The sequence below is a fragment of the Caulobacter sp. GW821-FHT09B08 genome (assembly GCF_059418225.1).
Genome location: NZ_JBWKPL010000001.1, coordinates 656,304 through 682,027, shown reverse-complemented (window position 1 = coordinate 682,027; position 25,724 = coordinate 656,304). Strand labels below are relative to the sequence as shown.

31 protein-coding genes are annotated in these 25,724 nt (G+C 69.1%); 20 read left to right on the top strand and 11 right to left on the bottom strand.

Annotation, left to right across the window (positions count from 1 at the left end; translation table 11 throughout):
- The first annotated feature begins 55 nt into the window (after positions 1-55).
- Both AC07OA_RS03265 and AC07OA_RS03260 read left to right on the top strand, forming a co-directional pair.
- Entirely contained in the window at positions 56-634 is a 579-nt protein-coding gene (locus tag AC07OA_RS03265) for a GNAT family N-acetyltransferase (protein ID WP_494662322.1), read from the top strand.
- A gap of 44 nt (positions 635-678) precedes the next feature.
- On the top strand, positions 679-2,346 hold the full coding sequence (locus tag AC07OA_RS03260; RefSeq protein WP_494662321.1) for a putative bifunctional diguanylate cyclase/phosphodiesterase: 1,668 nt from the start codon (positions 679-681) through the stop codon (positions 2,344-2,346).
- A 74-nt stretch (positions 2,347-2,420) separates the two neighbouring features.
- Here the strand turns inward: AC07OA_RS03260 and AC07OA_RS03255 are convergent, their stop codons facing one another.
- Complete coding sequence (locus AC07OA_RS03255) at positions 2,421-3,194, bottom strand: lysozyme inhibitor LprI family protein (RefSeq protein ID WP_494662320.1); 774 nt, start codon at positions 3,192-3,194, stop codon at positions 2,421-2,423.
- Between the two features lie 375 nt (positions 3,195-3,569).
- The gene (locus AC07OA_RS03250) at positions 3,570-4,169 is read right to left on the bottom strand and encodes a YqgE/AlgH family protein (protein WP_494662319.1); all 600 of its coding nucleotides are present in this window, start codon (positions 4,167-4,169) and stop codon (positions 3,570-3,572) included.
- 119 nt (positions 4,170-4,288) lie between these two features.
- On the opposite strand from AC07OA_RS03250, the gene AC07OA_RS03245 reads away from it, so the two are divergent.
- On the top strand, positions 4,289-4,771 hold the full coding sequence (locus tag AC07OA_RS03245) for a peroxiredoxin (protein WP_494662318.1): 483 nt from the start codon (positions 4,289-4,291) through the stop codon (positions 4,769-4,771).
- Positions 4,772-4,965: 194 nt separating this feature from the next.
- Here the strand turns inward: AC07OA_RS03245 and AC07OA_RS03240 are convergent, their stop codons facing one another.
- A complete protein-coding gene (locus AC07OA_RS03240) occupies positions 4,966-6,711 on the bottom strand; it encodes an acyl-CoA dehydrogenase (protein WP_494662317.1) in 1,746 nt (581 codons plus the stop codon).
- Positions 6,712-6,887: 176 nt separating this feature from the next.
- Here AC07OA_RS03240 and AC07OA_RS03235 point away from each other — a divergent pair, with 176 nt between their 5' ends.
- From AC07OA_RS03235 to AC07OA_RS03220, 4 genes are all read left to right on the top strand, one after another.
- Positions 6,888-7,520, top strand: coding sequence for a YceI family protein (locus AC07OA_RS03235; protein ID WP_494662316.1), 633 nt, complete (start codon positions 6,888-6,890; stop codon positions 7,518-7,520).
- Between the two features lie 63 nt (positions 7,521-7,583).
- Entirely contained in the window at positions 7,584-8,912 is a 1,329-nt protein-coding gene (locus AC07OA_RS03230; protein WP_494662315.1) for a YceI family protein, read from the top strand.
- Entirely contained in the window at positions 8,843-9,820 is a 978-nt protein-coding gene (locus AC07OA_RS03225) for an L-threonylcarbamoyladenylate synthase (RefSeq protein WP_494662314.1), read from the top strand. The genes AC07OA_RS03230 and AC07OA_RS03225 overlap by 70 nt, the downstream gene beginning before the upstream one ends.
- Positions 9,821-9,826: 6 nt before the next feature.
- On the top strand, positions 9,827-10,144 hold the full coding sequence (locus AC07OA_RS03220) for a 1-deoxy-D-xylulose-5-phosphate synthase (RefSeq protein ID WP_494662313.1): 318 nt from the start codon (positions 9,827-9,829) through the stop codon (positions 10,142-10,144).
- On the opposite strand, the gene AC07OA_RS03215 is transcribed toward AC07OA_RS03220, so the two are convergent.
- Both AC07OA_RS03215 and AC07OA_RS03210 read right to left on the bottom strand, forming a co-directional pair.
- On the bottom strand, positions 10,141-10,539 hold the full coding sequence (locus tag AC07OA_RS03215; protein WP_494662312.1) for a type II toxin-antitoxin system VapC family toxin: 399 nt from the start codon (positions 10,537-10,539) through the stop codon (positions 10,141-10,143). The two genes, AC07OA_RS03220 and AC07OA_RS03215, sit on opposite strands and share 4 nt — an antisense overlap.
- Positions 10,536-10,814 (bottom strand): type II toxin-antitoxin system VapB family antitoxin, encoded by a 279-nt coding sequence (locus tag AC07OA_RS03210; RefSeq protein WP_494662311.1) that lies wholly within the window; start codon positions 10,812-10,814, stop codon positions 10,536-10,538. Before AC07OA_RS03210 ends, AC07OA_RS03215 begins: the two co-directional genes overlap by 4 nt.
- A gap of 66 nt (positions 10,815-10,880) precedes the next feature.
- Here AC07OA_RS03210 and AC07OA_RS03205 point away from each other — a divergent pair, with 66 nt between their 5' ends.
- Complete coding sequence (locus tag AC07OA_RS03205; RefSeq protein WP_494662310.1) at positions 10,881-12,290, top strand: FAD-binding oxidoreductase; 1,410 nt, start codon at positions 10,881-10,883, stop codon at positions 12,288-12,290.
- On the opposite strand, the gene AC07OA_RS03200 is transcribed toward AC07OA_RS03205, so the two are convergent.
- Both AC07OA_RS03200 and AC07OA_RS03195 read right to left on the bottom strand, forming a co-directional pair.
- Complete coding sequence (locus AC07OA_RS03200) at positions 12,287-13,141, bottom strand: hypothetical protein (RefSeq protein WP_494662309.1); 855 nt, start codon at positions 13,139-13,141, stop codon at positions 12,287-12,289. The two genes, AC07OA_RS03205 and AC07OA_RS03200, sit on opposite strands and share 4 nt — an antisense overlap.
- A 2-nt stretch (positions 13,142-13,143) precedes the next feature.
- Positions 13,144-13,485, bottom strand: a complete 342-nt coding sequence (locus AC07OA_RS03195; protein ID WP_494662308.1) for a hypothetical protein — start codon at positions 13,483-13,485, stop codon at positions 13,144-13,146.
- 101 nt (positions 13,486-13,586) lie between these two features.
- Between AC07OA_RS03195 and yaaA the strand changes: the two genes are divergently transcribed.
- The 8 genes from yaaA (at position 13,587) to AC07OA_RS03155 (ending at position 19,862) form a co-directional block, all read left to right on the top strand.
- Positions 13,587-14,354 carry a peroxide stress protein YaaA gene (gene yaaA / locus AC07OA_RS03190; RefSeq protein ID WP_494662307.1) on the top strand — a complete coding sequence of 256 codons (768 nt, stop codon included), beginning with the start codon at positions 13,587-13,589 and terminating at the stop codon, positions 14,352-14,354.
- Positions 14,355-14,468: 114 nt separating this feature from the next.
- Positions 14,469-15,266 carry a 3-hydroxybutyrate dehydrogenase gene (locus tag AC07OA_RS03185; RefSeq protein WP_494662306.1) on the top strand — a complete coding sequence of 266 codons (798 nt, stop codon included), beginning with the start codon at positions 14,469-14,471 and terminating at the stop codon, positions 15,264-15,266.
- A 102-nt stretch (positions 15,267-15,368) separates the two neighbouring features.
- Complete coding sequence (locus tag AC07OA_RS03180) at positions 15,369-16,430, top strand: patatin-like phospholipase family protein (protein WP_494662305.1); 1,062 nt, start codon at positions 15,369-15,371, stop codon at positions 16,428-16,430.
- 54 nt (positions 16,431-16,484) lie between these two features.
- Positions 16,485-16,922: an NUDIX hydrolase gene (locus AC07OA_RS03175; RefSeq protein WP_494662304.1), complete on the top strand. Its 438-nt coding sequence runs from the start codon at positions 16,485-16,487 to the stop codon at positions 16,920-16,922.
- Positions 16,923-17,036: 114 nt separating this feature from the next.
- On the top strand, positions 17,037-17,576 hold the full coding sequence (locus AC07OA_RS03170; protein ID WP_494662303.1) for a DUF1993 domain-containing protein: 540 nt from the start codon (positions 17,037-17,039) through the stop codon (positions 17,574-17,576).
- Between the two features lie 171 nt (positions 17,577-17,747).
- The gene (locus AC07OA_RS03165) at positions 17,748-18,530 is read left to right on the top strand and encodes an SDR family NAD(P)-dependent oxidoreductase (RefSeq protein ID WP_494662302.1); all 783 of its coding nucleotides are present in this window, start codon (positions 17,748-17,750) and stop codon (positions 18,528-18,530) included.
- 138 nt (positions 18,531-18,668) lie between these two features.
- Positions 18,669-18,818: a hypothetical protein gene (locus tag AC07OA_RS03160; protein WP_494662301.1), complete on the top strand. Its 150-nt coding sequence runs from the start codon at positions 18,669-18,671 to the stop codon at positions 18,816-18,818.
- Positions 18,819-18,893: 75 nt separating this feature from the next.
- Positions 18,894-19,862: an NAD(P)H-dependent flavin oxidoreductase gene (locus tag AC07OA_RS03155; RefSeq protein ID WP_494662300.1), complete on the top strand. Its 969-nt coding sequence runs from the start codon at positions 18,894-18,896 to the stop codon at positions 19,860-19,862.
- 137 nt (positions 19,863-19,999) lie between these two features.
- On the opposite strand, the gene AC07OA_RS03150 is transcribed toward AC07OA_RS03155, so the two are convergent.
- Entirely contained in the window at positions 20,000-20,752 is a 753-nt protein-coding gene (locus AC07OA_RS03150; protein WP_494662299.1) for a Crp/Fnr family transcriptional regulator, read from the bottom strand.
- Positions 20,753-20,893: 141 nt separating this feature from the next.
- Between AC07OA_RS03150 and AC07OA_RS03145 the strand changes: the two genes are divergently transcribed.
- Positions 20,894-21,436 (top strand): hypothetical protein, encoded by a 543-nt coding sequence (locus tag AC07OA_RS03145; RefSeq protein WP_494662298.1) that lies wholly within the window; start codon positions 20,894-20,896, stop codon positions 21,434-21,436.
- Positions 21,437-21,594: 158 nt separating this feature from the next.
- Here AC07OA_RS03145 and AC07OA_RS03140 read toward each other — a convergent pair whose 3' ends face one another.
- Positions 21,595-21,804: a hypothetical protein gene (locus tag AC07OA_RS03140; protein WP_494662297.1), complete on the bottom strand. Its 210-nt coding sequence runs from the start codon at positions 21,802-21,804 to the stop codon at positions 21,595-21,597.
- 157 nt (positions 21,805-21,961) lie between these two features.
- On the opposite strand from AC07OA_RS03140, the gene AC07OA_RS03135 reads away from it, so the two are divergent.
- Genes AC07OA_RS03135 through AC07OA_RS03125 form a run of 3 tightly spaced genes read left to right on the top strand, consistent with a single transcriptional unit; the run spans position 21,962 to position 23,860 of the window.
- Positions 21,962-22,399 carry a TIGR02301 family protein gene (locus tag AC07OA_RS03135; RefSeq protein WP_494662296.1) on the top strand — a complete coding sequence of 146 codons (438 nt, stop codon included), beginning with the start codon at positions 21,962-21,964 and terminating at the stop codon, positions 22,397-22,399.
- A gap of 47 nt (positions 22,400-22,446) precedes the next feature.
- Positions 22,447-23,403, top strand: a complete 957-nt coding sequence (locus AC07OA_RS03130) for an SPFH domain-containing protein (RefSeq protein WP_494662914.1) — start codon at positions 22,447-22,449, stop codon at positions 23,401-23,403.
- A 4-nt stretch (positions 23,404-23,407) separates the two neighbouring features.
- Positions 23,408-23,860, top strand: coding sequence for an NfeD family protein (locus AC07OA_RS03125; protein WP_494662295.1), 453 nt, complete (start codon positions 23,408-23,410; stop codon positions 23,858-23,860).
- Between the two features lie 175 nt (positions 23,861-24,035).
- On the opposite strand, the gene AC07OA_RS03120 is transcribed toward AC07OA_RS03125, so the two are convergent.
- The gene (locus AC07OA_RS03120) at positions 24,036-24,797 is read right to left on the bottom strand and encodes an ABC transporter permease (protein ID WP_494662294.1); all 762 of its coding nucleotides are present in this window, start codon (positions 24,795-24,797) and stop codon (positions 24,036-24,038) included.
- Positions 24,794-25,714: an ABC transporter ATP-binding protein gene (locus AC07OA_RS03115; protein WP_494662293.1), complete on the bottom strand. Its 921-nt coding sequence runs from the start codon at positions 25,712-25,714 to the stop codon at positions 24,794-24,796. Before AC07OA_RS03115 ends, AC07OA_RS03120 begins: the two co-directional genes overlap by 4 nt.
- Positions 25,715-25,724 lie beyond the last annotated feature (10 nt).

The window sequence follows — 25,724 nt, the reverse complement described above, 5'->3', positions numbered from 1 at the left end:
CCCTTGCCTAGAGCCGCGTGACGCACAAAGGTGCGGCCTCTTCCAGGGTGCTTGCTTGTCCGCTTTTCTACGCCTTTTCCAGACCGATCCCGGCCCGCGTATCGAGCACGGCAAGGTCTTCCTGCGCCTGCCCCGGCTGCACGACTTCAAGCCCTGGGCCGAGCTGCGCGCCCAGTCGGCCGATTTCCTGCGGCCCTGGGAGCCCACCTGGCCCGAGGACGACCTGACGCGGACGGCCTTCCGCGCGCGGCTGAACGCCTATGCCCGCGAGATGGAGCTGGGCGAGGCCTTTCCGTTCCTGATGTTCCGCCGCGACGATGGGACGCTGATCGGCGGGGTGCGGCTGTTCCACATCCGGCGGGGGGTCTCCCAGACGGCGGTGATCGGCTACTGGATCGGCCAGCCCCACGCCCGCCAGGGCTATATGCAGGACGGGGTGCGGGCCGCGGTCGACTTCGCGTTCGGCGAGCTGGGCCTGCATCGCCTGGAAGCCGCCTGCATGCCGGAAAACGGTCCCTCGGCCGCCGTTTTGCTGAAATCGGGCTTCCGGGAAGAGGGATATGCGCCCGCTTATCTGAAAATTAACGGCGAATGGCGAGATCATCGTCTGTTCGGGATGATCGCGCCCAGTTAGTGCGCGAGTCCTGGCGGGGCGCTTTCGGGCGTTGGGATCAGGGCATGTCGTTTAAGATCAGTCAGCGACGCGTATGGGACGCCACGGCCACGCTGGAGGCCTTGGGCGCCGCCGAGGTCGCCCTGTGGCTCTGGGAGCCCGAGGCCGACCGCCTGCGCGTCAACGGCGCTGCTCGTGCTTTAGGCTTGGGGCCGCTGGCCCCGGACTGCTCGTCCGCCGCCTTCCGCGCCCTGACCCTGCCGCAGGACCGCGCCCAGGCCGAGGACATCCTCAAGGTTCGTGAACCGGGCAGCGAGATCGTCGCGCGCATCCGCATGCGCGGCAGCGAGACCTGCATCTGGCGCGGCGTGTGGCTGGAGGACGGCGTGCGCGCCGCAGGCGTCGCCGCCCCCGAGGTCAAGTTCGCCGCCTCCGAGCGCGACGGCCTGACCGGCCTGCTGGACCGCAGAAGCTTCATCGCCCAGGCCCGCGAGCGCCTGGCCAAGCCGGGCATGCACGAGCTGGTCGTGGCCGACCTCGACCGCCTGCGCCGCCTGAACGAGGCCCTGGGCCACGAGCGCGCCGACCTGGTGCTGGCCGCCCTGGGTTCGCGCCTGGCCGCCGCCTTCCCGTCCGACGCCCTGCTGGGCCGGATCGGCGAGGACGAGTTCGCGGTGCTGTGCGACCCGGCCGGCTTCGAGCCCGCTGAACTGCTGCGCAACGCCCTGGAGCAGCCCCTGCGGGTGGCCGGCTTCGACATCCACCCCACCCTGTCGATCGGCGCCGTTTCGGCCGAGGGCGGCGAGGACGCGCCCGAGGCCGCCGAGCTGCTGCGCCGCGCCGAACTGGCCGTCGAGGCCGCCGGCTCGGCCGGTCGCGGCGGGGCCGCCGCCTACGGCCGCTCGATGGAGACCGACGGCCTGTCGCGCCTGGCCCTGGAGGCCGACCTGCGCGGCGCCATCGCCCGGGGCGAGATCAAACCCTATTTCCAGCCCGTGGTGCGGCTGTCGACCGGCGCCCTGTCGGGCTTCGAGGCCCTGGCCCGCTGGATCCATCCGCGTCGCGGCATGCTGCCGCCCGACGAGTTCCTCCCGCTGGTGGAGGAGATGGGCCTGATGAGCGAGCTGGGCGAGCACATGATGCGCACCTCGGCCCGCCAGCTGGCGGCCTGGCGCAAGAGCCACCCGGCCGTCGGCGCCCTGACCGTCAGCGTCAACCTGTCGACCGGCGAGATCGACCGCCCCGGCCTGGTTCACGACGTGCGCCAGGTGCTCAAGGAGCACGACCTGCCGCGCGGCGCCCTGAAGCTGGAAGTCACCGAAAGCGACATCATGCGCGATCCCGAGCGGGCCGCGGTGATCCTCAAGACCCTGCGCGAGGCCGGCGCCGGCCTGGCGCTGGACGACTTCGGCACCGGCTTCTCGTCGCTGTCGTACCTGACCCGCCTGCCGTTCGACACGCTGAAGATCGACCGCTACTTCGTGCGGACCATGGGCAGCAACGCCGGCTCGGCCAAGATCGTCCGCTCGGTGGTGAAGCTGGGTCAGGATCTGGACCTGGAAGTGGTGGCCGAGGGCGTGGAGAACGCCGAGATGGCCCGCGCCCTGCAGTCGCTGGGCTGCGACTACGGCCAGGGCTTCGGCTACGCGCCGGCCCTGTCGCCGCAGGAGGCCGAGGTCTATCTGAACGAGGCCTATGTGGACGGCGCCGCGCCGGTGAAGGCCCGGGGCTGATTTCACCCCCGTCATCCTCGGACTTGTTCCGAGGATCCCTCGTTCCGCCGTGCTGTCCTTTCCCGTTTGTCCGCCTAGGTCGCGGCTTCCCGATCTTCCGCCTTCGCGGCTGACATAGGGGTCCTCGGAACAAGTCCGAGGATGACGGACGTTGGGGGCGTGGCGTTGGCCTTTTCGAGCCCCACCGACCCGGCCTTGCGCATCAGCGCCAGGGCGAAGTTGCGCAGCTGCTCTTCCCGTAGCTGATAGGCCGCCAGCAGGTCCTCGGGCGAGGAGCGGGCGGCCTCGTCGCGCGTGGCCAGCCAGCGGGCCTGGGAGCGGCCCAGGTCGGCGGGGACGACGCCGGCGGCCAGCACCGCGTCATAGGCCAGGGTCATCCGCCGCTCGGCCTCGCGCAGGGTGGGGTCGACGCAGGTCATCTGGGCGGTGAGGGTGGCGGCCTCGCATTCGGCGGTCTGGTCGGCCGGGACGATGTCGGCCAGGGGCGTGGCGGCGACCGGCGCATCGAGGGCCGAGGGCAGGGCGCCCCAGGTCTCCGGACGCGCGCCCGGGCGGACATCGCGGTTCAGCACGATCTTCAGGCCTCGCGGCGCGGCGGGCGCGGCCTGCGGCGGATCGGGGACCTGGAACACCAGCGGCCGGGACACGGGCTCGGACAGGTCGGGCGTCCCCAGCAGCAGCCACAGCCCGCCCACCGCCAGCGGCATGACCAGCAGTCCCATCAGCAGCCCGCCGCCGCCGCGCCGCCGGGGCGGCAGGGGGGCGTAGCGGTTCTGGGCCCACGTCGCGGCGGCGGCCTGTTGCGTCCAGTTGTCGTTCGACGGCGAGGTCAGACGCAGGTGCGTCATGGCGCGATCCCCGGTCCCGCCCGAACGTCCCGGGACCGTGCTCGACTATAGTCGGCGGCGCGGGGCGGCCTTATCGGGTGGACTGCGGGGTTTTGCCTCTGTCGTTTCCGGCGCGGGCGGGGACGAAGACGCCATTATCGTCTCGGGAGTTCGGCGGAGAGAAAACTCGGTTGGAGACCCTAGAGCCTGGACAATCGACCCAGTCCCCTCTCCAGCCGTCATTCCCGCCCTTGTGGCGGGAACCCCTTTATCCGCCGCAGGTGCGAATGGGTGGCGCGCCAGCGCGCCAAGGCGCCTCACTTGCGAGCTGAACCAGGGGTTCCCGCCACAAGGGCGGGAATGACGGCATATAAATGGAAACGCCGATAGCCCGCCTCAGGCCCTACCGGCCTGGGTCGACAGGTGGTCGGCGGTGACGCCGATCTTGGCCAGGGCCATGGTCCACTTGTTGTCGTGGTCGTCGCCGAACAGCAGGGCCTCGTCGGCCTCGCAGATCAGCCAGACATTGTCGCGCAGCTCCTGCTCCAGCTGGCCGGGGCCCCAGCCGGAATAGCCCAGGGCCAGGATCGCGTGACGCGGGCGGCGGATCTTGCTGCCCAGGGCGTCCAGGGCGTCGCGGGTGACGGTCAGGGCCAGGCCGTCAGCGACCGGCACGGTGGAGTCGGGCGAGACATAGTCGTCGGTGTGCAGCACGAAGCCCCGCTCGCGCTCGACCGGTCCGCCCAGCATCACCAGGTCGCTGCTGGCCTCGATCTCGGGGGCGACGCCCAGATTGCCCAGCAGTTCGAACAGGGTCAGGCCTTCGACCGGCCGGTTGACGGCCAAGCCCATGGCCTGCTCGGCGTCGTGGGCGCACAGATAGAGCACGGCGCGCTCGAAGCGCGGATCCTCGATGCCGGGCATGGCCACCAGCATCTGTCCGGCGAGAAAGCCCGCTTGGTCCCTGGCTCCGTGATCCGTGCGTGAAGAGTCCATGGATTGAGGATCGGATCGGATCGCGTCGGTTTCAAGTCCAACCTGCCCTTGGCGATCCGCCCGGGCGGCTTTATCTGCAATCGGCGCTTCAGCGATCAGAAACGAACAGGAAACCGCACATGGCGATCAAGGTTGGCGACACGCTTCCTTCGGCCACTTTCATGACCAGCACCGCCGAGGGCCCCGCCCCGGTCACGACCGACGATCTGTTCAAGGGCAAGACCGTCGCCCTGTTCGCGGTCCCGGGCGCCTTCACCCCCACCTGCTCGGCCAAGCACCTGCCGGGCTTCAAGGATCACGCGGCCGACCTGAAGGCCAAGGGCGTCGACACGATCGCTTGCGTGTCGGTCAACGACCTCTTCGTGATGAAGGCCTGGGGCGCCGACCAGGGCATCACCGACGAGGTGCTGCTGCTGGCCGACGGCAACGGCGACTTCACCAAGGCCATCGGCCTGGACTTCGACGGCTCCAAGTTCGGCATGGGCCTGCGTTCGCAGCGTTACTCGCTGATCGCCAAGGACGGCGTGGTGCAGTCGCTGAACGTGGAAGAGGCCGGTGAATTCAAGGTCTCGTCGGCGGACTACCTGCTGGGTCAGCTGTAGGGTTTTCCCACGCGGAAAATGAGAAGGGCGGCTCCGAAAGGAGCCGCCCTTTTTAGTTGCGGCGAACACTTGCCCCCTACGGACCGCTTCGCGGTCGTCTTCCCCCATAGGGGGAAGAGGCGCGCCGCGTCGAGCTTCCGTCCTCCGCCCCCTACGGGGGCGGACAGGCGGCGAAGCCGCCAGGTGGGGGCAAGTCAGTGCGCCCCGAGCATCTCCGCCGTCACCCCTTCCAGATCCGCCGACCCGCCGGCCACCGCCGCGACCTGCCCCGGCACGGTGGCCAGCACGTTCTCGCCATAGACCCGCGCCAGGGCCAGGCGCAGTCCGACCGGCTCGGCCAGCGCCCCCTTGGCCAGCATCCAGCCGCCCACGGTGTCGCCCAGCAGCTTCAGATAGGCCGTGGCGCCCGAGAGGGCGTCCGGCATGGCCCGCGCCCGGCGCTCGATCAGCCATGCCGTCGCCGAGCCCACCGCGTCCAGGGCCGCCTTGAAGCGCAGGGCGTAGCCGCCCAGCTCGCCGCCGGCCGCTTCCAGCGCCTCCTGGGTGTCGCGCATGTCGTCCATCAGGTCGGCGACGGCCTGGCCCTCGGAGAGTCCCAGCTTGCGGCCGATCAGGTCGATGGCCTGGATGCCGTTGGCGCCTTCGTAGATCGGGGTGATGCGGGCGTCGCGATAGTGCTGGGCCGCGCCGGTCTCCTCGATGAAGCCCATGCCGCCGTGGATCTGCACGCCCTGCGAGGCCACCTCGACGCCGATGTCGGTGGACCAGGCCTTGGCGATGGGCGTCAGCAGCTCCTCGCGCAGCTTGGCGGTCTTGCGCTCTTCCTCCGTCGCGGCGTGGGTCGAGAGGTCTGCGGCCACGGCGGTGGACAGGCAGATGCCCCGCGCCGCCTCGATCTTGGCCTTCATCAGCACCAGGGTCTTGCGGATATCCGGATGGTCGTAGAGCCGCGAGGGATGGGCGCCGGTCCAGGCCGAACGCCCTTGGGTGCGCTCCAGCGAGAAGTTCAGGGCCTGCTGGTAGGCCCGTTCGGCGATCGCGGTGCCTTGCGCCCCCACCTGCAGGCGCGCGGCGTTCATCATCGTGAACATGTGGGCCAGGCCCGAGCCCAGCTGGCCGACCAGTTCGGCCTTGGCGCCCTCGTACAGCATCACGCAGGTGGGCGAGCCGTGGATGCCCAGCTTGTGCTCCAGCCCGCCCACCCGCAGGTCGTTGGCCACGCCCAGGGCGCCGGCGTCGTCGACCATCACCTTGGGGGCCAGGAACAGCGAGATGCCCTTCACGCCGGGCGGGGCGTCGGGGGTTCGGGCCAGCACCAGGTGGACGATGTTGTCGGCCGCGTCGTGGTCGCCCCAGGTGATGAAGATCTTCTGGCCGCTGATCGTGTAGCCGCCGGCGCCGTCGGGCGTGGCCATCGTCGTCAGGGCGCCCAGGTCCGAGCCGGCCTGGGGCTCGGTCAGGTTCATGGTGCCGGTCCACTCGCCCGAGACCAGCTTGGGCAGGTAGAGGGCCTTCTGGCGCTCGGTGCCGTGATGGTCCAGCGCCTCGATGGCCCCCAGGCTCAGCATGGGGCAGAGGCCGAAGGCCATGTTGGCGGCCTGGACCATTTCCAGCACCGCGATCTCCAGGGTCTTGGGCAGGCCCTGGCCGCCGTGCTCGGGCGCGGCCGCCAGACTGGTCCAGCCGCCCTCCGCGAACTGCTTGTAGGCGTCGGCGAAGCCGGGGGCGCTGCGCACCACCCCGTTCTCCAGCTTGGCGCCGACCAGGTCGCCTGCGCGGTTGATCGGGGCCAGCACCTCGCTGGCGAACACCCCGGCCGCCTCCAGGACGGCCTCGACCGTATCGGCGTCGGCCTCGGGGAAGGCGGCGGCCAGGCGATCGAAGCCGGCCACGTGCTTGAGGGCGAAGGCAAGGTCGCGGACGGGCGCGCGGAAGGTCATGGGACGGGTCCGATCTGGCAGCGGGGGTAAGTGAACTCCGTTTAGATGTTGCGGCGCAGCGTGAAAAGGGGAAGCGATCACGGCTTCGTGAAGCGCGGTCCCTTCATCCTCGGGCCAAGCTTCCTAAGTTGGGGGTTCAGCAACAACTGCTATTACAGTTCTGGAGACTGACCCACATGAACCGCCGTATCGCCCCCTCTCTGTTTAAGGGCGCCCTCCTGGCCGGCGCTCTTCTGTCCGCGCCGCTCGCCGTCCTGCCGGCCGTGGCCGCCGCCCAGGTCGCCACCGATCCGGCCGCCGCCCCCGCCGGGACCTGGACGCTGGACAAGCGCCACGCCAGCCTGACCATGAAGGTCACGCACTTCGGCACGTCGCACTACACCTTCCGCTTCGCCCAAGGCGCCATCGACGGCTCCTACGCCTACGACCCGGCCAAGCCGCTGGACAGCAAGGTGTCGATCACCATCGACGCCGCCTCGGTCGACACCGGCCTGCCGGACTTCAACAAGGAAATCGGCACGGATCCGAAGTTCTTCAACGCGACCCAGTTTCCGAAGATCACCTTCGTCTCGACCAAGGTCGAGCCGGGCAAGCTGACCGGCGACCTGACCTTCCGCGGCGTGACCAAGCCGGTCACCCTGGACGTCAAGTACAACGGCTACGCCAAGACCCCGTTCGGCTCGCAGATCATGGGCTTCTCGGCCACCGGCAAGATCAAGCGCTCGGACTTCGGCTTCACCCACCTGGTGCCGATGGTCAGCGACGACGTGGACCTGCTGATCGAAGCCGAGTTCAATCCGAAAAAGTAAGATTTGGCCCAAGAAGTAAGCGTCTCGGCCTGAACCGAGACCCAAGTTGAGACGAGGACGACCATGACCGCCGAGACCTCCACCGCGACCGCCTCGGCGGCGGGTCGTACCCGCTACACGACGGTGGCGATCATCCTGCACTGGCTGATCGCCGCCGCCATCATCTTCCAGATCATCCTGGGCTGGCGGATGGGCGACGGGCCCAAGGGCGCGGCGACCTACGCCCTGGTCCAGCTGCACAAGTCCATCGGCATCACCATCCTGCTGCTCAGCGTCGGACGCCTGGCCTGGCGGCTGTTCAACCCGCCGCCGCCGCATCCGGCCGCCCAGCCGCGCTGGGAGACGATCGCTTCCAAGATCGTCCACGTGGCCTTCTACGTGATCATGATCGGCCTGCCGGTGACCGGCTGGATCATGGTCTCGACCAGCAAGCTGGGCATCCCGACCATCCTCTACGGGGCCATTCCCTGGCCGCACATTCCGGGCCTGCCGGAACTGGCGGCCGGTCCCAAGCACGTCTGGCACGAGGTGGGCGAGGTGGGCCACGGGGTGCTGGTCAAGTTGACCTACCTGCTGCTCCTCCTGCACCTGGGCGCGGTGGCCAAGCACCAGATCCTCGACCGCGACGAAGTGCTGGGCCACATGGCGCCGGGCGCCCGGCCGGGCTTCAAGGAGCCGCGCGCCTGGCTGGCCGCCGCCGGCCTGATCGCCGTGATCGCGGCGGGCTATCTCTACAAGCCGGCGGTGAAGCACACCGCGCCGGCGGTGGACGTCCAATGGAGGGGGCAGCCGCAGTTCGTGCAGAAACAACCGCCGGAAGCCGAGGCCGCGCCTTCGGCGCCAGCGGCTTCGCCCGAGACCGCCGCGCCCGCCGAGCCCGACACCGCCCTCAAGGACCCCGTCGCCTGGACCGTGGCCAAGAGCTCGACCCTGGGCTTCTCGGCCAGCTGGGGCGGAGGCGCCATCGAGGGCCAGTTCAAGCGCTGGACGGCCGACATCCTGTTCTCGCCCGAAGCGCTGGACCGCTCCAAGCTGACCGTCAGCATCGACATGGCCTCGGCCGCCACCGGCGACGACCAGCGCGATTCGAGCCTGCCCAGCGGCGACTTCTTCGACACCGCCAACCACCCCAAGGCCACCTTCACGGCCAGCAAGTTCCGCAAGACCGGCGAGGGCAAGTTCGTCGCCGACGGCACCCTGGACCTGCGCGGCGTCAAGAAGCCGCTCAGCCTGCCCTTCAGCCTGAAGATCGACGGCGACACGGCCACGGCGCGCGGTGTAACCACCCTGGACCGGACGGCGTTCGGGGTTGGACAGGGCGAATGGGCGTCTACGGATCAGATCGGCGGCAAGGTGAAGGTCAGCTTCGCCATCACGGCCAAGAAGAAGTAGCGGCCGCCGCGCGCGCCCTCCGCGACGGGGGGCTCGTGCTGCTGCCCACCGAGACCGTCTACGGTCTGGGCGCCGACGCCTCGAACCCCGCCGCCGTCGCCGCGATCTTCGAGGCCAAGGGCCGACCGCGCTTCAACCCGCTGATCGCCCACGTCCACGACGCGGAAGCCGCCGCCCGCATCGCCGCCTTCGACGATCGCGCCCTGGCCCTGGCGAAAGCCTTCTGGCCCGGTCCGCTGACCATCGTCGCCCCGGTCCGCGACACGGCCGCCGTCTGCGACCTAGCCCGCGCGGGCCTGGACACCGTGGCCATCCGCGTGCCCGGCCATCCGCTGTCGCGGGCGGTGCTGGCGGCGTTCGGCGGGCCGGTGGTGGCCCCCTCGGCCAACCGCTCGGGCCGGCCCAGCCCCACCACCTTCGAAGACGCCTTCGCCGAGACCGGCGACAAGACCGCCGCCGCCCTGGACGGCGGCCCTTGCGAGGTCGGCCTGGAAAGCACCGTCGTCGCCGTGCTCGACGGCCCCGTCCGCCTGCTGCGCCCCGGCGCGGTGACCCGCGCCCAGCTTGAAGCCGTGGTCGGTCCGCTCGCAGAGGCCGACAACGACGCCAAACGCTCGCCCGGGCGTCTGGCCCTGCACTACGCCCCCGACGCGCCGGTGCGGATCGAGGCCGAGACGCCGCGCGAGGGCGAGGCCTTCCTGGCCTTCGGGCCGTGGCCGGATGGGGAGGGCGTGTTCAACCTCAGCCCCAACGGCGACCTCGCCGAAGCCGCCGCGAACCTCTTCGCCTATCTCCGTGCCGCCGACCGCACTAAGCCCGCCGGCATCGCCGTCGCCCCCATCCCCGACGAGGGCCTGGGCGAGGCGATCAACGACCGACTGAGACGGGCGGCCGGGTTCGTGGGATAAGGCCCGATGAAATTCCGCATCATGTACGTCGAGGACAAGTCCAAGGGGCTGAACGGCCCGGCCCGGATCGGGCGCGTCCGGCTCTCCAAGACCGGCGAGACCCTCTACTACGCGGGCCGCACGTTCGAGGCCCTGCGTAATTCGGGCCTGAAGGCCAACTTCCGCGACGCTCAGACCGGCCAGGTCTTCTGGATCGCCAAGGCCCGCAAGGGCGGCGACGACCGCCTCTACAAGGGCGCGGGCGATCCCCCGGTGATCGACGACGACGTCCGCGAGGAATATTGGCGCGACGTGCGGGGCCTGCCGGATCCGGCAGGCGGCTAGGCGTCCAGCGCCGAGCGCACGTCGGTCAGCGGGAAGTCGTCGCCCTTGTAGAGCAGGGGCGCGTCAAGCGACTTGGCCAAGGCGTAGGCGAAGCAGTCGGCCAGGTTCAGGCGAGCCGGGTGGCGGCCCTTGCCGAACCGCAGATAGGCGTCCAGGGCTGCGGCGTGGGTCGCTGGCTCGCGCGCGACCTGGACGCGATAGTCGGCCAGCCAGGCGCCGATTTCCTCGCGCGAACTGAATAGTCCGTGCGTGGTCAACACCACGCCGGTCTCGACGTAGTTGATGGGCGCGATCACGATTTCGTCGGCGGCTTCCAAGGCCTCGATCAAGGGGCCTCGGTCCGGTTCGCGCAGGGCGATGGCGACCAGGGCCGAGGTGTCGACCACAAGCTTCATTCGTCGTCCACGCCGGGGATGGTGTTGAGCGCGTCGTAGTCGGCCTTGGTGATCGGCGGAATCCGACCGGCGCGGGCTTCCGGCGTCAGGTACTTCCAGGTGATCGCGTCCATCTCCGCGACGCTCCGAGGCTTGTGTTTCGGCGTTGCCGCCCGCTTGGCCTCGAGCCGTTCCTTCACCGCGATCTCGATGGCGGTGGTCAGGCTCTCGCCGGTCAGTTCGGCCAGTTCGCGCACCGCGCGCTCGGCCTCGGGGTTCTTGATCAGGATGCCCATCGGCGCCTCCGTATATATCGGAGTATATACTGACAGGCCCGGCCTCGGAAGCGTATCCTCCACCCCATGACCAAGCCCGTCCCAGCCGATGTCGTCTCCCGCCTCAAGGCCGTGCTCGGCGAGGGCGGGTGGAGCCAGGATCCTGACCGCCTGGCGCCCAAGCTGAAAGAGTGGCGCGGGCGATGGTCGGGCCAGACGCCACTGCTGGCCCTGCCGCGCACGACAGCCGAGGTCGCGGCGGTGGTGGGCATCTGCGCCGCCGAGGGCGTGGCCATCACACCCCAGGGCGGCAATACCGGCCTCGTCGCCGGCCAGATCCCGCAGGGCGAGATCCTGCTGTCCACCGAGAAGCTGACGGCCGTGCGCGACGTCGACGCCTTCGACGACGTCATGGTGCTGGAAGCCGGCGTCACCCTGGCCAAGGCCCACGAGGTGGCCGCGTCGGTCAACCGCCGCTTCCCGCTGAGCTTGGCGTCCGAGGGGTCTTGCACCATCGGCGGCCTGGCCTCGACCAACGCCGGCGGCACGGCGGTGCTGCGCTATGGCGTGATGCGCGAGCAGATCCTCGGCATCGAGGCGGTGCTGCCCAACGGCGAGGTCTGGAACGGCCTGAAGCGCCTGCGCAAGGACAACACCGGCTATGACCTCAAGCACCTGCTGATCGGGGCCGAGGGCACGCTGGGCATCGTCACGGCCGCCAGCCTGAAGCTGCATCCGATCCTGGCCTCGCGCTGCGTGGCCATCGCCGCCGTCCAGACGCCGCACCAGGCCATCGCCCTCCTGGCCAAGGCCAAGGACGAGTCCGGCGGGGCGGTCGAGGCCTTCGAACTGATGAGTCGGCTGGGCGTGGCCTTGGCGCTGAAGAACATCCCCGGCCTGCGCGAGCCGCTGGAGGCCGTCCATCCCTGGTACGTGCTGATCGAGACCGCCTCGGGCGAGCCCGGCGCGGCCGAGGCGGCCATGGAGCGGCTGCTGGCCGGGGCGCTGGAAAGCGGCCTCGTCCAGGACGCGGCCATCGCCCAGTCGCAGACCCAGGCCCACGCCTTCTGGGCCGTGCGCGAGAACCAGTCCGGCGGCCAGAAGCCCGAGGGCGCGGCCTGGAAGCACGACGTCTCGGTGCCGGTGTCGAAGATCGCCGACTTCATCGACCGGGCCACGGCGGCGGTCGAACGCCTGTCGCCCGGCGTGCGGGTGGTGGCGTTCGGCCATGTGGGCGACGGCAACGTGCACTACGACGTGCTGCGGGCCGACGGGGCTTCGGACGGACCCCACGACGCCCTGCGCGACGAGGGCGCGCGGATCGTCCACGACATCGTGGCGAGCATGGACGGCTCGATCAGCGCCGAGCACGGCCTGGGGGCGATGAAGTCGGTCGAGGCCCTGCGCTACAAGAGCCCCGTCGAGGTCGAGGCCCTGCGCGCCATCCGCGCCGCCCTGGACCCCAAGCGGATCATGAACCCGCGCGTGCTGTTCTAGGCGAGGGTCTCGGAGATCGCGTCCGCGTCGGATTTGGGGAGGCTTCGGCGGGCGTGCCGCACGCGCCAGAGCGCCGCGAGCGCGCCGACCGGCGGGGTGAATTTCAGCATCCAGGGATAGAAGCCCAGGAAGCCTTGCTTGGTGAGGCCGAAGCCCAGCAGTTGGATCGACAGCAGGTTGAAGCCCCACTGACCGGTGCTCCAGTTCATCTGGGCCGCGCCGATCCCCGCGAACGCCGCGATCGCCCACAGCCATTTGAGCTTCAGTTTCGGGCCGCGCAGCACGGCGACGAAGGCGAACACCATCAGCAACGGCGACAGCACGGTCATGGCCAGGAAGAGCCACTGCAGCGGTGACTTGCCGCCGTTCAAAAGGGCGTTGCGCGCGAGGTCCGCGTTGCTGGCCTTGTTCAGGTGGAAGGCCTGGATCGTCCAGGCTCCGCCCTGGGGCCGCTTAAGAACGAGCGTGTAGAGCATGCCCTGGTCGGGGTAGCGCAACTCATACGCCAGTTCCGCCGTGGCGGGGGCGTTGACCGGCATGAAGACCTGCCAGCCGACCGCGCGCCGTTCCAGGGGTGGGGCCGGCGGGGCATAGGCGCGAATGGGCTGCAACTGCGCATTCGTGCTTACCGCCCTGGCCTCGGGCGTCATCCGCGTTCGCATCGCGTCGAAACGGCCCAGCCGCAGATCTTCGAAGGCCTGGGTGGCGACCGCATCGAGCGCCGGATCGGGCTTCAGGGTGGTGCAAGCGGCCAGGCTGCCGACCGCTACGAACAGCGCCGCAGCGGCGACGATCGATTTCCAACGCAACGCTTCAACTCCCCGCGACGATGCAACCTTCGCGAGGTTCAAGTCTATTGTCCAGCTTGGTCCTTCTTGGTCTGGGCCCGTAGCCGCGCCCGGCGCACGCTGACGCAGATGAACATCGAAGCCAGGGCCCCCAGCGGGATCGAGGCCTTGTAGAAGCCGACCTGCTGGCCGGTTCCCAGGATGTTGATCGCGTTCGGCACGAAGCCCCACATGCCGTCCGAGGCGCGCATCCAGAACGCGCCGATCCCGACGAAGCACAGCACGGCCCAGGCGATACGCCACTTCAGTCCCTCGGTGCGCAGCACCAGGAACAGGGCCACGAACATCACTAGCGGCGAGAGGAGGGCGGCGAGGAGGCCCAGGATCGTGGGCAGGGTCTGGGGCATCGGCAGCGGTCCGTCGAAAGGGCGGGCAACATCGCGGCGAGCGGAGGCATTGTCCAGCCAAACCCTAGCCGTGGGCGTTCGAAGCCTCTATCTGCACGGCCATGCTGATGGTCATCTCTCCCGCCAAGTCGCTGGACTTCACCGCCCCCGAACAGGTGCTGCCCCTCACCACGCCCGAGCTGAAGCCGCAGATCGCCGAGCTGGCCAAGGTCGCTCGCAAGCTGACCGTCGCCGACCTGCGCCGGCTGATGCACATCTCCGAGAAGCTGGCCGAGCTGAACCGCGAGCGCTTCCAGACCTTCGACGCGGCCGTCGAGGAAGGCCTCCAGGCCGTGATCGCCTTCAACGGTGATGTCTATGCCGGCCTCAACGCGAGAGAGCTGGATCGCCCGTCGCTGGAATGGGCCCAGGACCACCTGCGCATCCTGTCGGGCCTCTACGGCGTGCTGCGGCCGCTGGACGCCCTGCAGGCCTATCGCCTGGAGATGGGCACGCGGCTGAAGACCAAGAAGGGCTCCAACCTCTACGACTTCTGGGGCGAGACCATTTCCAAGACCCTGAACGCCACGGCCAAGGACCATGCCGATCCCACCCTGGTGAACCTGGCCAGCCAGGAATATTTCGGGGCCGTCGACGCCAAGGCTCTGAAGCTGCCGGTGGTGACCTGCCACTTCAAGGAAGAGAAGGGCAACACGCTGCGGGTGCTGGGCTTCTTCGCCAAGAAGGCCCGGGGCCGCATGGCCCGCTTCGCCATCGACAATCGCATCGACAAGGCCGCCGACCTCAAGGCCTTCGATCTGGACGGCTACAAGTACCGCGCCGACCTCTCCACGCCGGCCGATTGGGTTTTCGCTCGCCTCCAGCCCTGAATTCATCTACTCGTGAATTTATAAGCCCTCGCGCATCCCAGGTGTGTACTTGGGCAACAGCGAGCTATATGCTGCGTTGCAGCATGAATGGGCGCCAGGCGCAGGGAGATGCCGATGGCCGTGGATTTCGGTTTGCAGGGTCAGGTCGCGATCGTGACCGGCTCGACCAGCGGCATCGGTCACGCCATGGCCGACGCCTTGGCCGCCCAGGGCGTCAATATCGTCCTCAACGGCCTGGGCGAGATGAACGCCATCGAGAAGACCCGCGCCGAGCTGGCCGAAAAGCACGGGGTCGAGGTGCTCTATAACGGCGCCGACATGACCAAGCCGGGCCAGATCGCCGAGATGGTGGCCGCCGCCAAGGCTGAGTTCGGCGAGCTGGACATCCTGGTCAACAACGCCGGCGTCCAGCACGTGGCCCCGATCGAGGACTTCCCCGCCGACCAGTGGGACCTGATCATCGCCATCAACCTCAGCTCGGCCTTCCACGCCACAAAGGCGGCGGTGCCGATCATGAAGGAGCAGGGGCGCGGGCGGATCGTCAACATCGCGTCCGCCCACGGCCTGGTCGCCTCGCCGTTCAAGGCCGCCTATGTCGCCGCCAAGCACGGGATACTGGGCCTGACCAAGACCGTGGCTCTGGAGGTCGCCCAGTCGGGGATCACCTGCAACGCCATCTGCCCGGGCTTCGTGAAGACTCCGCTGGTCGAGGCCCAGATCGCCGACCAGGCCAAGGCGCGCGGCATCACCGAGGAAGCGGTGATGAAGGACGTCATCCTGGCCAGCCAGCCCACCAAGCAGTTCGTCACCTTCGACCAGCTGAACGGCATGCTGCTGTACCTGGTCTCCGACGCCGGCGCCTCGGCCAACGGCTCGGCCTTCAGCATCGACGGCGGCTGGACGGCGCAGTAGCCGGGGACATGCCCTTGCGGCGTGTCCCCATCCGCTAGCGCCGCGCCAAGATTTGGGGACACGCCGCAAGGGCATGTCCCCGTCCCAGATCGAGGTCACGCCATGCCCATCGGTCCGTTCAAGAAGAAGCCTTCCGGTCCCAAGCCCCTGGCTCTCGCCCTACAGGGCGGCGGCTCGCACGGGGCGTTCGAGTGGGGCGTGCTGGACCGCCTGCTCGAGGAAGAGGCCCTGGAGATCTCGGCGGTGACCGCCGCCTCGGCCGGGGCGATGAACGCCGTGTGCCTGGCCCAGGGCCTGATCGACGGCGGCCGCGACGGGGCCAAGGCGCGGCTGGAGCGCTTCTGGAAGCAGGTCAATCGCAACGGCGGCCGCAACGTCTTCGGCGACACCTCGATCTGGACCAGCGCCTTCTCCGGCGGGACCGACTGGCTGAAGAACACGCCCGGCTGGCGGCTGGCCGAGACCTTCGCCCTGTCGATGAGCCCCTACGAGTTCAACCCCTTCAACCTGAACCCCCTGCACGACGCCCTGGAGGGCGAGATCGACTTCAAGGCGCTGCGCGAGCGCTCGCCGATCAAGCTCTACATCGCCGCCACCCAGGTGCGCACCAGCAAGGCCAAGGTGTTCCGCGAGACCGAGCTGACCGCCCGCCACATCATGGCCAGCGCCTGCCTGCCCCAGGTGTTTCAGGCGGTGGAGATCGACGGCGAGCCCTATTGGGACGGCGGCTTCCTGGCCAACCCGCCGCTATGGCCGCTGTTCTACGACGACACCCCCGACGACATCCTGCTGGTCAGCCTCAACCCGTTCGTCCGCGAAGAGACGCCCAAGACGCCGGGCGAGATCATGGACCGGCTGAACGAGATCACCTTCAACGCGGCCCTGGCCAGCGAGCTGCGGGCCATCGGTTTCGTGCAGAAGCTGCTGGACGAGGGCCTGCTGAAGGACAACGCCCGGGGCCGCTACCGCCGGATGCTGATGCACGCCATCACCGCCGACAAGGCCCTGGCCGACCTGTCGCTGGGCAGCAAGTTCGACACCGAATGGAGCTTCCTGACCGACCTGCGCGAGCGCGGGCGCAAGGCGGCGGACGACTGGCTGAGCCACTGCCTGACCCAGGTGGGGGTGAGTTCGAGCCTGGACCTGCGGACCGGGTTTCCTTGAGCGTCATCGGCCCGGCGGCTTGACGCCGCCCCGGCGGGGCTTATCCACGCGCCCATGGTTTCCGCCGCTTCTCCCGAGTCTCCCGTCCCCACCGTCGGCGTCGTCTGCCTGCGCGGCGACCAGGTGCTGCTGATCAAGCGCGGCACGCCGCCCAGGCTGGGCCAGTGGAGCCTGCCGGGCGGCCGCCTGGAGTGGGGCGAGACCACCCAGGTCGCCGCCCTGCGCGAACTTCTGGAGGAGACCGGCGTGGAGGCGCAGCTGCTGGGCCTGGTCGACGTGGTCGACGGCCTGTTCACCTCGCGCGAGACCGGCCAGACGACGCGGCACTATGTGATGATCGACTACGCCGCCCGCTGGACTTCCGGCGAGCCGGTGGCCGGCGACGACGCCGCCGAGGCGCGGTTCGTCTCCCTGGCCGAGGCGTTGGAACTGGTGGAGTGGGACGTGACCCGCAAGGTGATCGTCGAGACGTTCGAGCGGTTCGGGGGCTAGGTGGCGGATGCGGCTGGGGACACACGCATGCGTGTGTCCCCAAACCGTGGTGCGGCGCCGGGGCTGGCCTTCCAGCCCTTCCCCCGCCATGGTCCCCGAAAAGGAAACGCCCCCATGACCCTTCACGCCTTCGCCGTGCCGACCTTCACCCAGATGCTGCGCAACCTGTCGGGCTGGCTCGGCAAGGGCGAGGCTTTCGCGGCCGCCAATGGCCTCTCGCCCGCCGAACTGATCGAGGCCCGCCTGGCGCCGGACATGTTCCCCCTGGCCGACCAGGTGCGGTTCGCCTGCCATCAGGCCGCCGACGGGGTGGCGCGGCTGACGGGCCAGGCGCCTTCGGTCCACGCCGAGGTCGAGCCGAGCTTTCTCGCCCTGAAGGCCCGCATCGACGAGACCCTGGCGCGGCTGGACGCCACGCCGGCCTCGGCCTTCGACGGCGCGGAGACTAGGGCCATCGAACTGGTCATGCCCAACGGCATCGTCTTCGACATGACCGGCGAGCAGTTCTTGCGCGACTGGAGCCTGGCTCAGTTCTATTTCCACCTGATGACCGCCTACGCCATCCTGCGCCACAAGGGCGTGGCCCTGGGTAAGCCGGACTATGTGGCGCACGCGATCGCCTATGTGCGGCCGGGGACGATGCCGGAGCAGTAAACCCCCTCAGTCGCTTCGCGACAGCTCCCCCAGAGGGGGAGCATTTGGCGCCGATCAATCCTCCCCCTCTGGGGGAGGTGGCCCGAAGGGCCGGAGGGGGTTGACGCCGCCGCTCCCGCAAGCTCCCATTCAAACAAACGTTCAAAGCAACGTCCGGGAGAGGAACGCGCCATGGCCTATCAACCCTTCGACCTGACCGGCCGCGTGGCCCTGGTCACCGGCGGCAATCGCGGCATCGGGCTGGGCATGGCCAGCGCCCTGGCCCAGGCGGGGGCCGACATCGTGGTCTGGGGCTCCAGCGCCGAGCGCAACCAGGCCGCCGAGGTCGAGCTCCTCAAGCACGGGACGCGGGTCAAGACCCAGGTGGTCGACGTCTCCCAGGAGGCCCAGGTCCGCGAGGGCATGGACGAGGCCGTGGCCGCCATGGGCCGGGTCGACAGCGTCTTCGCCAACGCCGGCATCGGCTATGTGGCCAAGTCCTTCGTCGAGACCCGCACCGAGGACTATCGCAAGACCCTGGCGGTCAATCTGGACGGGGTGTTCTTCACCTTCCGCGAGGCCTGCCGCCACATGGTCGAGCGGGCCAGGGCCGGCGATCCGGGCGGTTCGCTGGTGGGCATCGCCTCGCTGGCGGCCATCGAGGGCGCGGCCCGCAACCAGGCCTACGCCGCCACCAAGGGGGCGGTGATCTCGATGATGAAGGCCGTGGCCGTCGAGCACGCCCGCTACGGGGTGCGCGCCAACGCCATCCTGCCCGGCTGGATCGCCACCGACATGACCCAGAGCGCCCAGGACAGCGACGCCTTCGCCGAGAAGGTGATCCCCCGCGTGCCGGCCCGCCGCTGGGGCAAGCCGGACGACTTCGGCGGGGTGGCCGTGTACCTGGCCTCCGACGCGTCCAGCTATCACTGCGGCGACACCTTCGTGATCGACGGCGGCTATTCGATCTTCTGAACGGGGACGAAAACTGGACGGCCTGGTCCACGAAAACCCCTTGCAGACAAGGGACTTGCGGAACTTCACGTCAAGTGAGAAGGTTTCATTTGTCGACAGCCTGGGCATCAGACCCGGGCGTCGCCAGAGGAAACGAAGATGACCCCGCAAGACGTCGTGAGCCTGGCTCCGCCCCGAGGCATGCTGGCCCTGATCGCCATGATCCTGACCTCGATGGCGGCCTGCTTCTGGACGTCCGAGGCTGACGCCCGTCCCGACGCCCTGTGGCGCGACGGTTCCGAACACTGATCGAAGGCTGACCTCGCGGCACGCTTTGCCGCGTCCCCGACAGCGTCCACCCTCCCGGGAAACGGGAGGAAAACCATGACCCTTCGCACGCCGCTGTGCGACCTGCTCGGCATCGAGCATCCGATCCTGCTGGCCGGCATGGGCGGGGTGTCCTACGCCCGGCTGGCGGCGGCGGTCTCCAACGCCGGGGGCTACGGCGTGCTGGGCATGGCCGGCACAAGCCCGGACTTCATCCGCCTGCAGATGGCCCAGGTCCGCGACCTGACCGACCGGCCGTTCGGCGTCGACCTGCTGGCCGCCACGCCCGACGCCCTGACCGCCTCGGTCGACGCCATCATCGCCGGCGGGGCCTCGTCCTTCATCGCCGGCCTGGGCGTGCCCCTGCCGATCATCGAGAAGCTGAAGGGCGCCGGGCTGAAGGTCATGGTGGTGTGCGGGGCGGTGAAGCACGCGGTGAAGGCTCAGGCGGCGGGCTGCGACGCGGTGATCTGCCAGGGCGGCGAGGGCGGCGGGCACACGGGCCTGGTCGGCACCTTGCCGCTGGTGGCCCAGGCGGTGGACGCGGTCGACATCCCGGTGGCGGCGGCGGGTGGGCTACATGACGGGCGGGGCCTGGCCGCAGCCCTGGCCCTGGGCGCCCAGGGCGTCTGGATGGGCACCCGCTTCATCGCCTCGGTCGAGGCCCATGCCGGCGACCTCTATCGCCAGGCGGTGGTCGAGGCCACCGACGAGGACACCGTCCGCACCCGATCCTATTCGGGCAAGCCGATGCGGGTGCGCAAGAACGCCTGGGTCGACGATTGGGAGGCGCGGCCCGCCGACATCCAGCCGTTCCCGCAGCAGGCCATGGTCTCGATCCAGGCCGGGGCCATGGGCGGCATCGGCGGCCAGCTGGAGGGGCTGGACCCGTCGCGGTCGTGCTTCGCCATGGGCCAGAGCGCGGGCGGGATCCGCGAGGTGCTGCCGGCGGGGGAAATCGTGGCGCGGGTGATGGCCGAGGCCGAGGCGGCGATCGCCAGAAGCGCGGCGTTGGTGGCGCACTGACTTGCCCCCACCTGACCGCTTCGCGGTCTGTCCGCCCCCGTAGGGGGCGGAGGACGCGCGCTCAACGTCCTCTTCCCCCTTCGGGGGAAGGAGGGCCGAAGGCCCGAAGGGGGCAAGTGTGCGCCGCCTAAGCGTCCTTAAGTCTTCACCTCCGGCAGCATCCGCTGGAAGTGCGCCTCGACCTGCGCATGGCACTCGCACGCCCGCCGCTCCAGGCGCGCCTGGTCGAGGATCTCGATCCGCCCCCGGCCGGTGCGGATCAGGCCCTCGTCCTGCAGGGCCTTGGCCACGGCGGTGACGGTGGTGCGCTGGACGCCCAGCATGTCGGCCAGGGTCTCCTGGGTCAGGCGGATGGTGGCGTCGTTGGCCCGGTCGTGGGTCGACAGCAGCCAGCGGCACATGCGCTGGTCGATGCTGTGCAGGGCGTTGCAGGCCGAGGACTGCATCATCTGGGCCAGCAACACGTCGGCATAGCGGGCGAACAGCTCGGCCAGAGGCGGCGATCGGCGCTTGGCCTCTTCCAGGCGCATGGTCGGGATGCTGAGGGCCGTGCCCGGAATGCGGACCACGGCGCGGCCGTAGGCGGGCTTGAAGCCGGCGCTGACGATGCCGCCGACCGCGCCCTCGCGGCCGATGGAGGCCACCTCGATCTCGTCGCCGTCGCGGGTGACCACCAGCAGCGAGACCATGGTCGAATAGCAGGGCAGGGTGGTGGTCACCACGTCCTCGCCGGCCTCGAACAGGGTGGCGCCCGTCACCAGCGAGATCGACGACAGGTGCGGGGCCAGCTGGGCCAGGTCGGCCGGGCGCAGGGCGGCCAGCAGGCGGTTGCCCGCGCAGCCCGCCGGCAGGGCCGTGCCCGTCATAGGGGTTTCACCGGTGTCAGCCATGTTCGCCTCCTGGAAGACAGCCAAGCTCTTCGGATGCAAAGCGCGCAGGCGGCGGATCAGTTTCCTGTCGACGACGGAGGGGTTCCGAGTCACCGTCCGGCGACGCTTCCGGCCATGCTTGGCCCTTGGGGGGAAGAGACCATGCGCGACCGCGCCGTCGTTCGACATCGGCTGAGCCAGTACAGCGCCCTATGGTTGGGCGGCTTCCTGGTGGTGCTGGTCATCGCCGCCGGGGCCAGCCTGGTGGCGGGGTTGGACCTGATCGACGTGGCCGACTGGGTGCTGCCGGCCGCCTTCGTACTGCTGAGCGCGGCCATGGTCGTGGGGGTGGTGGCCACGGCGATCTCGAAGGTGGGGCTGGCCACCAGGAGCCTGGTCACGGCCCTGGGCCTGCTGCTGCTCCTGCCGCTGCTGTGGGCGCCGGTGCTGGCGGTGGTGGTCACCGCGGCCATCGGCGGGGTGGCGATCGAATATTCCACCGCCTATGCCGGCTTCCGGATCACCGTCAGCCACCTGATCTATCCGCTGATCGCGATGTTCACCGAAAGCCCGCTGGTCACGGCCGTCTGGACGATGTTCCAGGTCGCCGCCTCGGTGATCGGGTTTTTGGCGTCGGCGGTGCAGGTCTGGAAGGCCGTGCGGGGCTTCCTCTACGACGGCGACGGGGACGTCGAGGCGGCTTAAGGCGCGTCCTTACTGAACCCAAAAACTTGTCATCCCGGACGTAGCGAAGCGAAGATCCGGGACCGACCTGGAGCGCGGCGCTCAGGCGTCGGTCCCGGATCGGCGCGCTGCGCGCTTGTCCGGGATGACAGTTTTGGTCGTTCGTAGCGTGTCGAAGCTTAACTCAGCAACGTCGGTTTCAGCAGCTCGCCGGTCTCGTCCTGCAGGTGCATGCGCACCGGAAGGCCCACGCCCGTGGCCTGTTCGGCCAGGCGTCGGGCGGCCGTCTCGGCTTGGCGGCGCGTGGCGTAGGCGCCCACCCGCAGCTGTTCGCCGATGATCGCCCAGGTGTCTCCGACGCGAACGACGCCGTAATGCACTTCGGTCATGTCGACCTCCCTGCAGGTGTGTTCCCCCACCTTATCCACAGGGTCGCTCCGATCGATGGCCTTCGCAAGGCCTAACCGAGTCCGCGATGAGTCCGGCGGTTCGCGCAGCAGGCGCGAGACGGTGACAGGGCGGGCGACAGCGGAGATAGTGGGGGCCATGAACCGCCTGCTCCGCAACGCCTTGCCGATCCTCGCCGTCCTGGCGCCCGCCCTGACCCTGGCCTCCGTCGCCGTGGCCCAGGATCGCGGCCCCGTCGAGCGCCAGCAGCTGCTGGAGCTGGCCTTCACGCTGGGCGAAAGCCATGCCCTGCGCCAGACCTGCCAGGGCGAGGGCGACCAGTACTGGCGCTCGCGCATGGTGCGGCTGACCGAGGTGGAGAAGGCCGACCAGGCCTTCGACGCCCAGCTGCGCGACCGGTTCAACACCGGCTACGCCGCTCGCCAGGGCCAGTACCCGCAGTGCGACGACGCCAGCCGCGCGGCCGAGCAGCAGGTGGCTCGCAAGGGTCAGGCCCTGTCGACCAAGCTGGCCCAGTCGATGGTGACCCGCGCCCAGCCGGACCAAGCGGCGCCGGATTCCGTGGCGGAGCACTAAGTCCCGCGCTAGGGTCTCCCCCAACGGTTGTGGGAGGCTTGTTCGTGCTGTCTTACCTTGTTCCGCTGGTCCTTGTGGGTCTGGCGCTGTTCCTGGTGGTCAACGTCATCAAGATCGTGCCCCAGGGGCGCGAGTTCACCGTCGAGCGGTTCGGCCGCTACACCCGCACGCTCAAGCCCGGCATCTCCATCCTGACTCCGTTCGTCGAGAGCATCGGCCGGCGGGTCAACATGATGGAGCAGGTGCTGGACGTGCCCCAGCAGGAGGTCATCACCAAGGACAACGTCTCGGTGAAGGTCGACGCCATCGTCTTCATCCAGGTGATGGACGCCTCGCAGGCCGCCTATCGGGTCGACAACCTGATGTACGCCATCACCCAGCTGGCCCAGACCAACCTGCGCACCGTGGTCGGGTCGATGGAGCTGGACGAGGTGCTCAGCCAGCGCGACGCGATCAACACCCGCCTCTTGTCGACCATCGATCATGCGACGGGGCCTTGGGGCGTGAAGGTGGCGCGGATCGAGATCAAGGATCTGACGCCGCCGGCCGACATCACCAACGCCATGGCCCGTCAGATGAAGGCCGAGCGCGAGCGCCGGGCCGTCATCACCGAGGCCGAGGGCGAGAAACAGGCCCAGATCGCCCGCGCCGAGGGCCAGAAGCAGTCGGCCATCCTGCAGGCCGAGGGCCGCCGCGAGGCCGCCTTCCGTGACGCCGAGGCCCGCGAGCGGGAAGCCGAGGCCGAGGCCAAGGCGACGGCCTTCGTGTCGGAAGCCATCTCCAAGGGCGACGTCAACGCCATCAACTACTTCATCGCCCAGAAGTACGTCGAAGCCTTCGGCGAGCTGGCCAAGAGCCCGCAGCAGAAGACCGTGATCGTGCCCGCCGACTTCGCCGGCCTGACCGGTACGGTCGCGGGCGTGGCCCAGCTGATCAAGACCCTGGGCGGCGACGACGCGCCGGTGCGTCCGGCCGTGCCGCCGACCCCCAAACGCGGAGCCTGACCCCATGCACGGCCTGACGGTGCTCTACGCGACCCACCCGTTCTGGGTCTGGCTGGCGGTGGCGGCCGTCTTCCTGGCGGTCGAGGTGGCCACCGGGACCGGCTGGCTGCTGTGGCCGGCGGCGGCGGGCCTGCTGGTGGGCCTTTTGACCCTGGTGGTCTCGCCAGGTCTGCCGGCGGAGCTGGTCCTGTTCGCCGTGCTGACCATCGCCGCCACCTATCTGGCGCGGCGGTTCCTGCGGCCGGTGCTGGAGGCGGGCAACCCCGACCTCAACGACCCGTCCCTGCGCCTGGTCGGCCGCGACGGCGAGGCGCTGGACGGCTTCGCCAACGGCAAGGGCCGGGTGTTCGTCGACGGCAAGGAATGGGCGGCCGTGGCGCCGGAGGGCGTGCCTCCGGCGGCGGGCCAGAAGGTGATGATCGTCGCGGTCGAGGGGGCCGTGCTGACGGTCCGATAGTTCCAACCCTCTCCCATAGGGAGAGGGAGGGACCCATGCGAAGCATGGGAGGGTGAGGGGTTAAAACGTCGGACGGCGTGCCGGCAGGGCGTTCGAGCGAAATCGGTGAGGGTGTAACCCCTCACCCTCCCACCGCTACGCGGCGGGCCCCTCCCTCTCCCTTTGGGAGAGGGTTTTAATTCTTCAGTCGGTACCCGGTCTTGAACACCGCCCACACAGCCGTCAGGCAGATGGCCAGGAAGCCCAGGGTCGCCCCGAAGCTGACCAGCGGGTTCAGGTCCGACACCCCGTAGAAGCTCCAGCGGAAGCCGCTGACCAGATAGACCACCGGGTTGAACAGGGTGATCTTCTGCCAGATCGGCGGCAGCATGCTGATCGAATAGAAGCTGCCGCCCAGGAAGGTCAGGGGCGTGACCACCAGCATCGGCACGATCTGCAGCTTCTGGAAGTCGGTGGCCCAGACCCCGATCACGAAGCCGAACAGGCTGAAGGTCACCGCCGTCAGCACCAGGAAGCCCAGCATCCAGAACGGATGCAGGATCTCGTAGGGCACGAAGACCCGCGCCGTGGCCAGGATCAGCAGGCCCAGGCACACCGACTTGGTGGCCGCGGCCCCCACATAGCCGATCACCGTCTCGACCCACGACACGGGCGCCGACAGCAGCTCGTAGATCGTGCCGGCCCATTTGGGCATGTAGATGCCGAACGAGGCGTTGGAGATGCTCTCGCCCAAGAGCGACAGCATGATCAGGCCGGGGATGATGAAGGCGGCGTAGCTGACCCCGTCGATGGCCTGCATGCGCGAACCGATGGCCGAGCCGAACACCACGAAATAGAGGCTGGTCGACAGCACCGGCGAGATCACGCTCTGGGCCAGGGTGCGGAACCAGCGCGCCATTTCGAACTGGTAGATGGACTTGATGGCGTGGATGTTCATCGCGCGTGCACCAGGCTGACGAAGATATCTTCCAGCGACGATTGGCTGGTGTGCAGGTCCTTGAAGTCGACGCCCTCCTCGGAGAGGCGCCGCAGCAGGCCGGCGATGCCGGTCTCCTCGGCCTGGGCGTCGAAGGTGTAGACCAGCTCGGTCCCGTCCTTGCCCAGCTCCAGGGCGTAGTCCGACAGCCTGGCGGGGATCGCGGTCAGCGGGCTCTGCAGCTGCAGGCTCAGCTGCTTCTTGCCCAGCTTGCGCATCAGCACGTCCTTGTCCTCGACCAGGATGATCTGCCCCTTGCTGATCACCCCGATCCGGTCGGCCATCTCCTCGGCCTCCTCGATATAGTGGGTGGTCAGGATGATGGTGACGCCGCTCTCACGCAGCTTGCGGACCATCTCCCACATGTCGCGCCGCAGCTCGACATCGACCCCGGCGGTGGGCTCGTCCAGGAACAGGATGGTCGGCTCGTGGCTCAGGGCCTTGGCGATCATCACCCGGCGCTTCATGCCGCCCGACAGCGTCATGATCTTGGCGTCCTTCTTGTCCCACAGCGAGAGATCCCGCAGCACCTTCTCGATATGGGCGTCGTTGCGCGGCTTGCCGAACAGGCCGCGACTGAAACTGGTGGTGGCCCAGACGGTCTCGAAGGCGTCGGTGTTCAGCTCCTGCGGCACCAGGCCGATCTTGGTGCGGGCCGCGCGGTAGTCCTTGACCACGTCGTGGCCGTCGGCCGTCACCGTGCCGGTGCTGGGATTGACGATGCCGCAGACGATGCTGATCAGCGTGGTCTTGCCGGCCCCGTTGGGACCCAGGAGGGCGAAGATCTCGCCCTTCTCGATGTCGAGGTCGATGGTCTTCAGGGCCTGGTGCCCGGAAGCATAGGTCTTGGTCAGACCGGAAACGGAAATGATCGCCATGGGGGCCCTG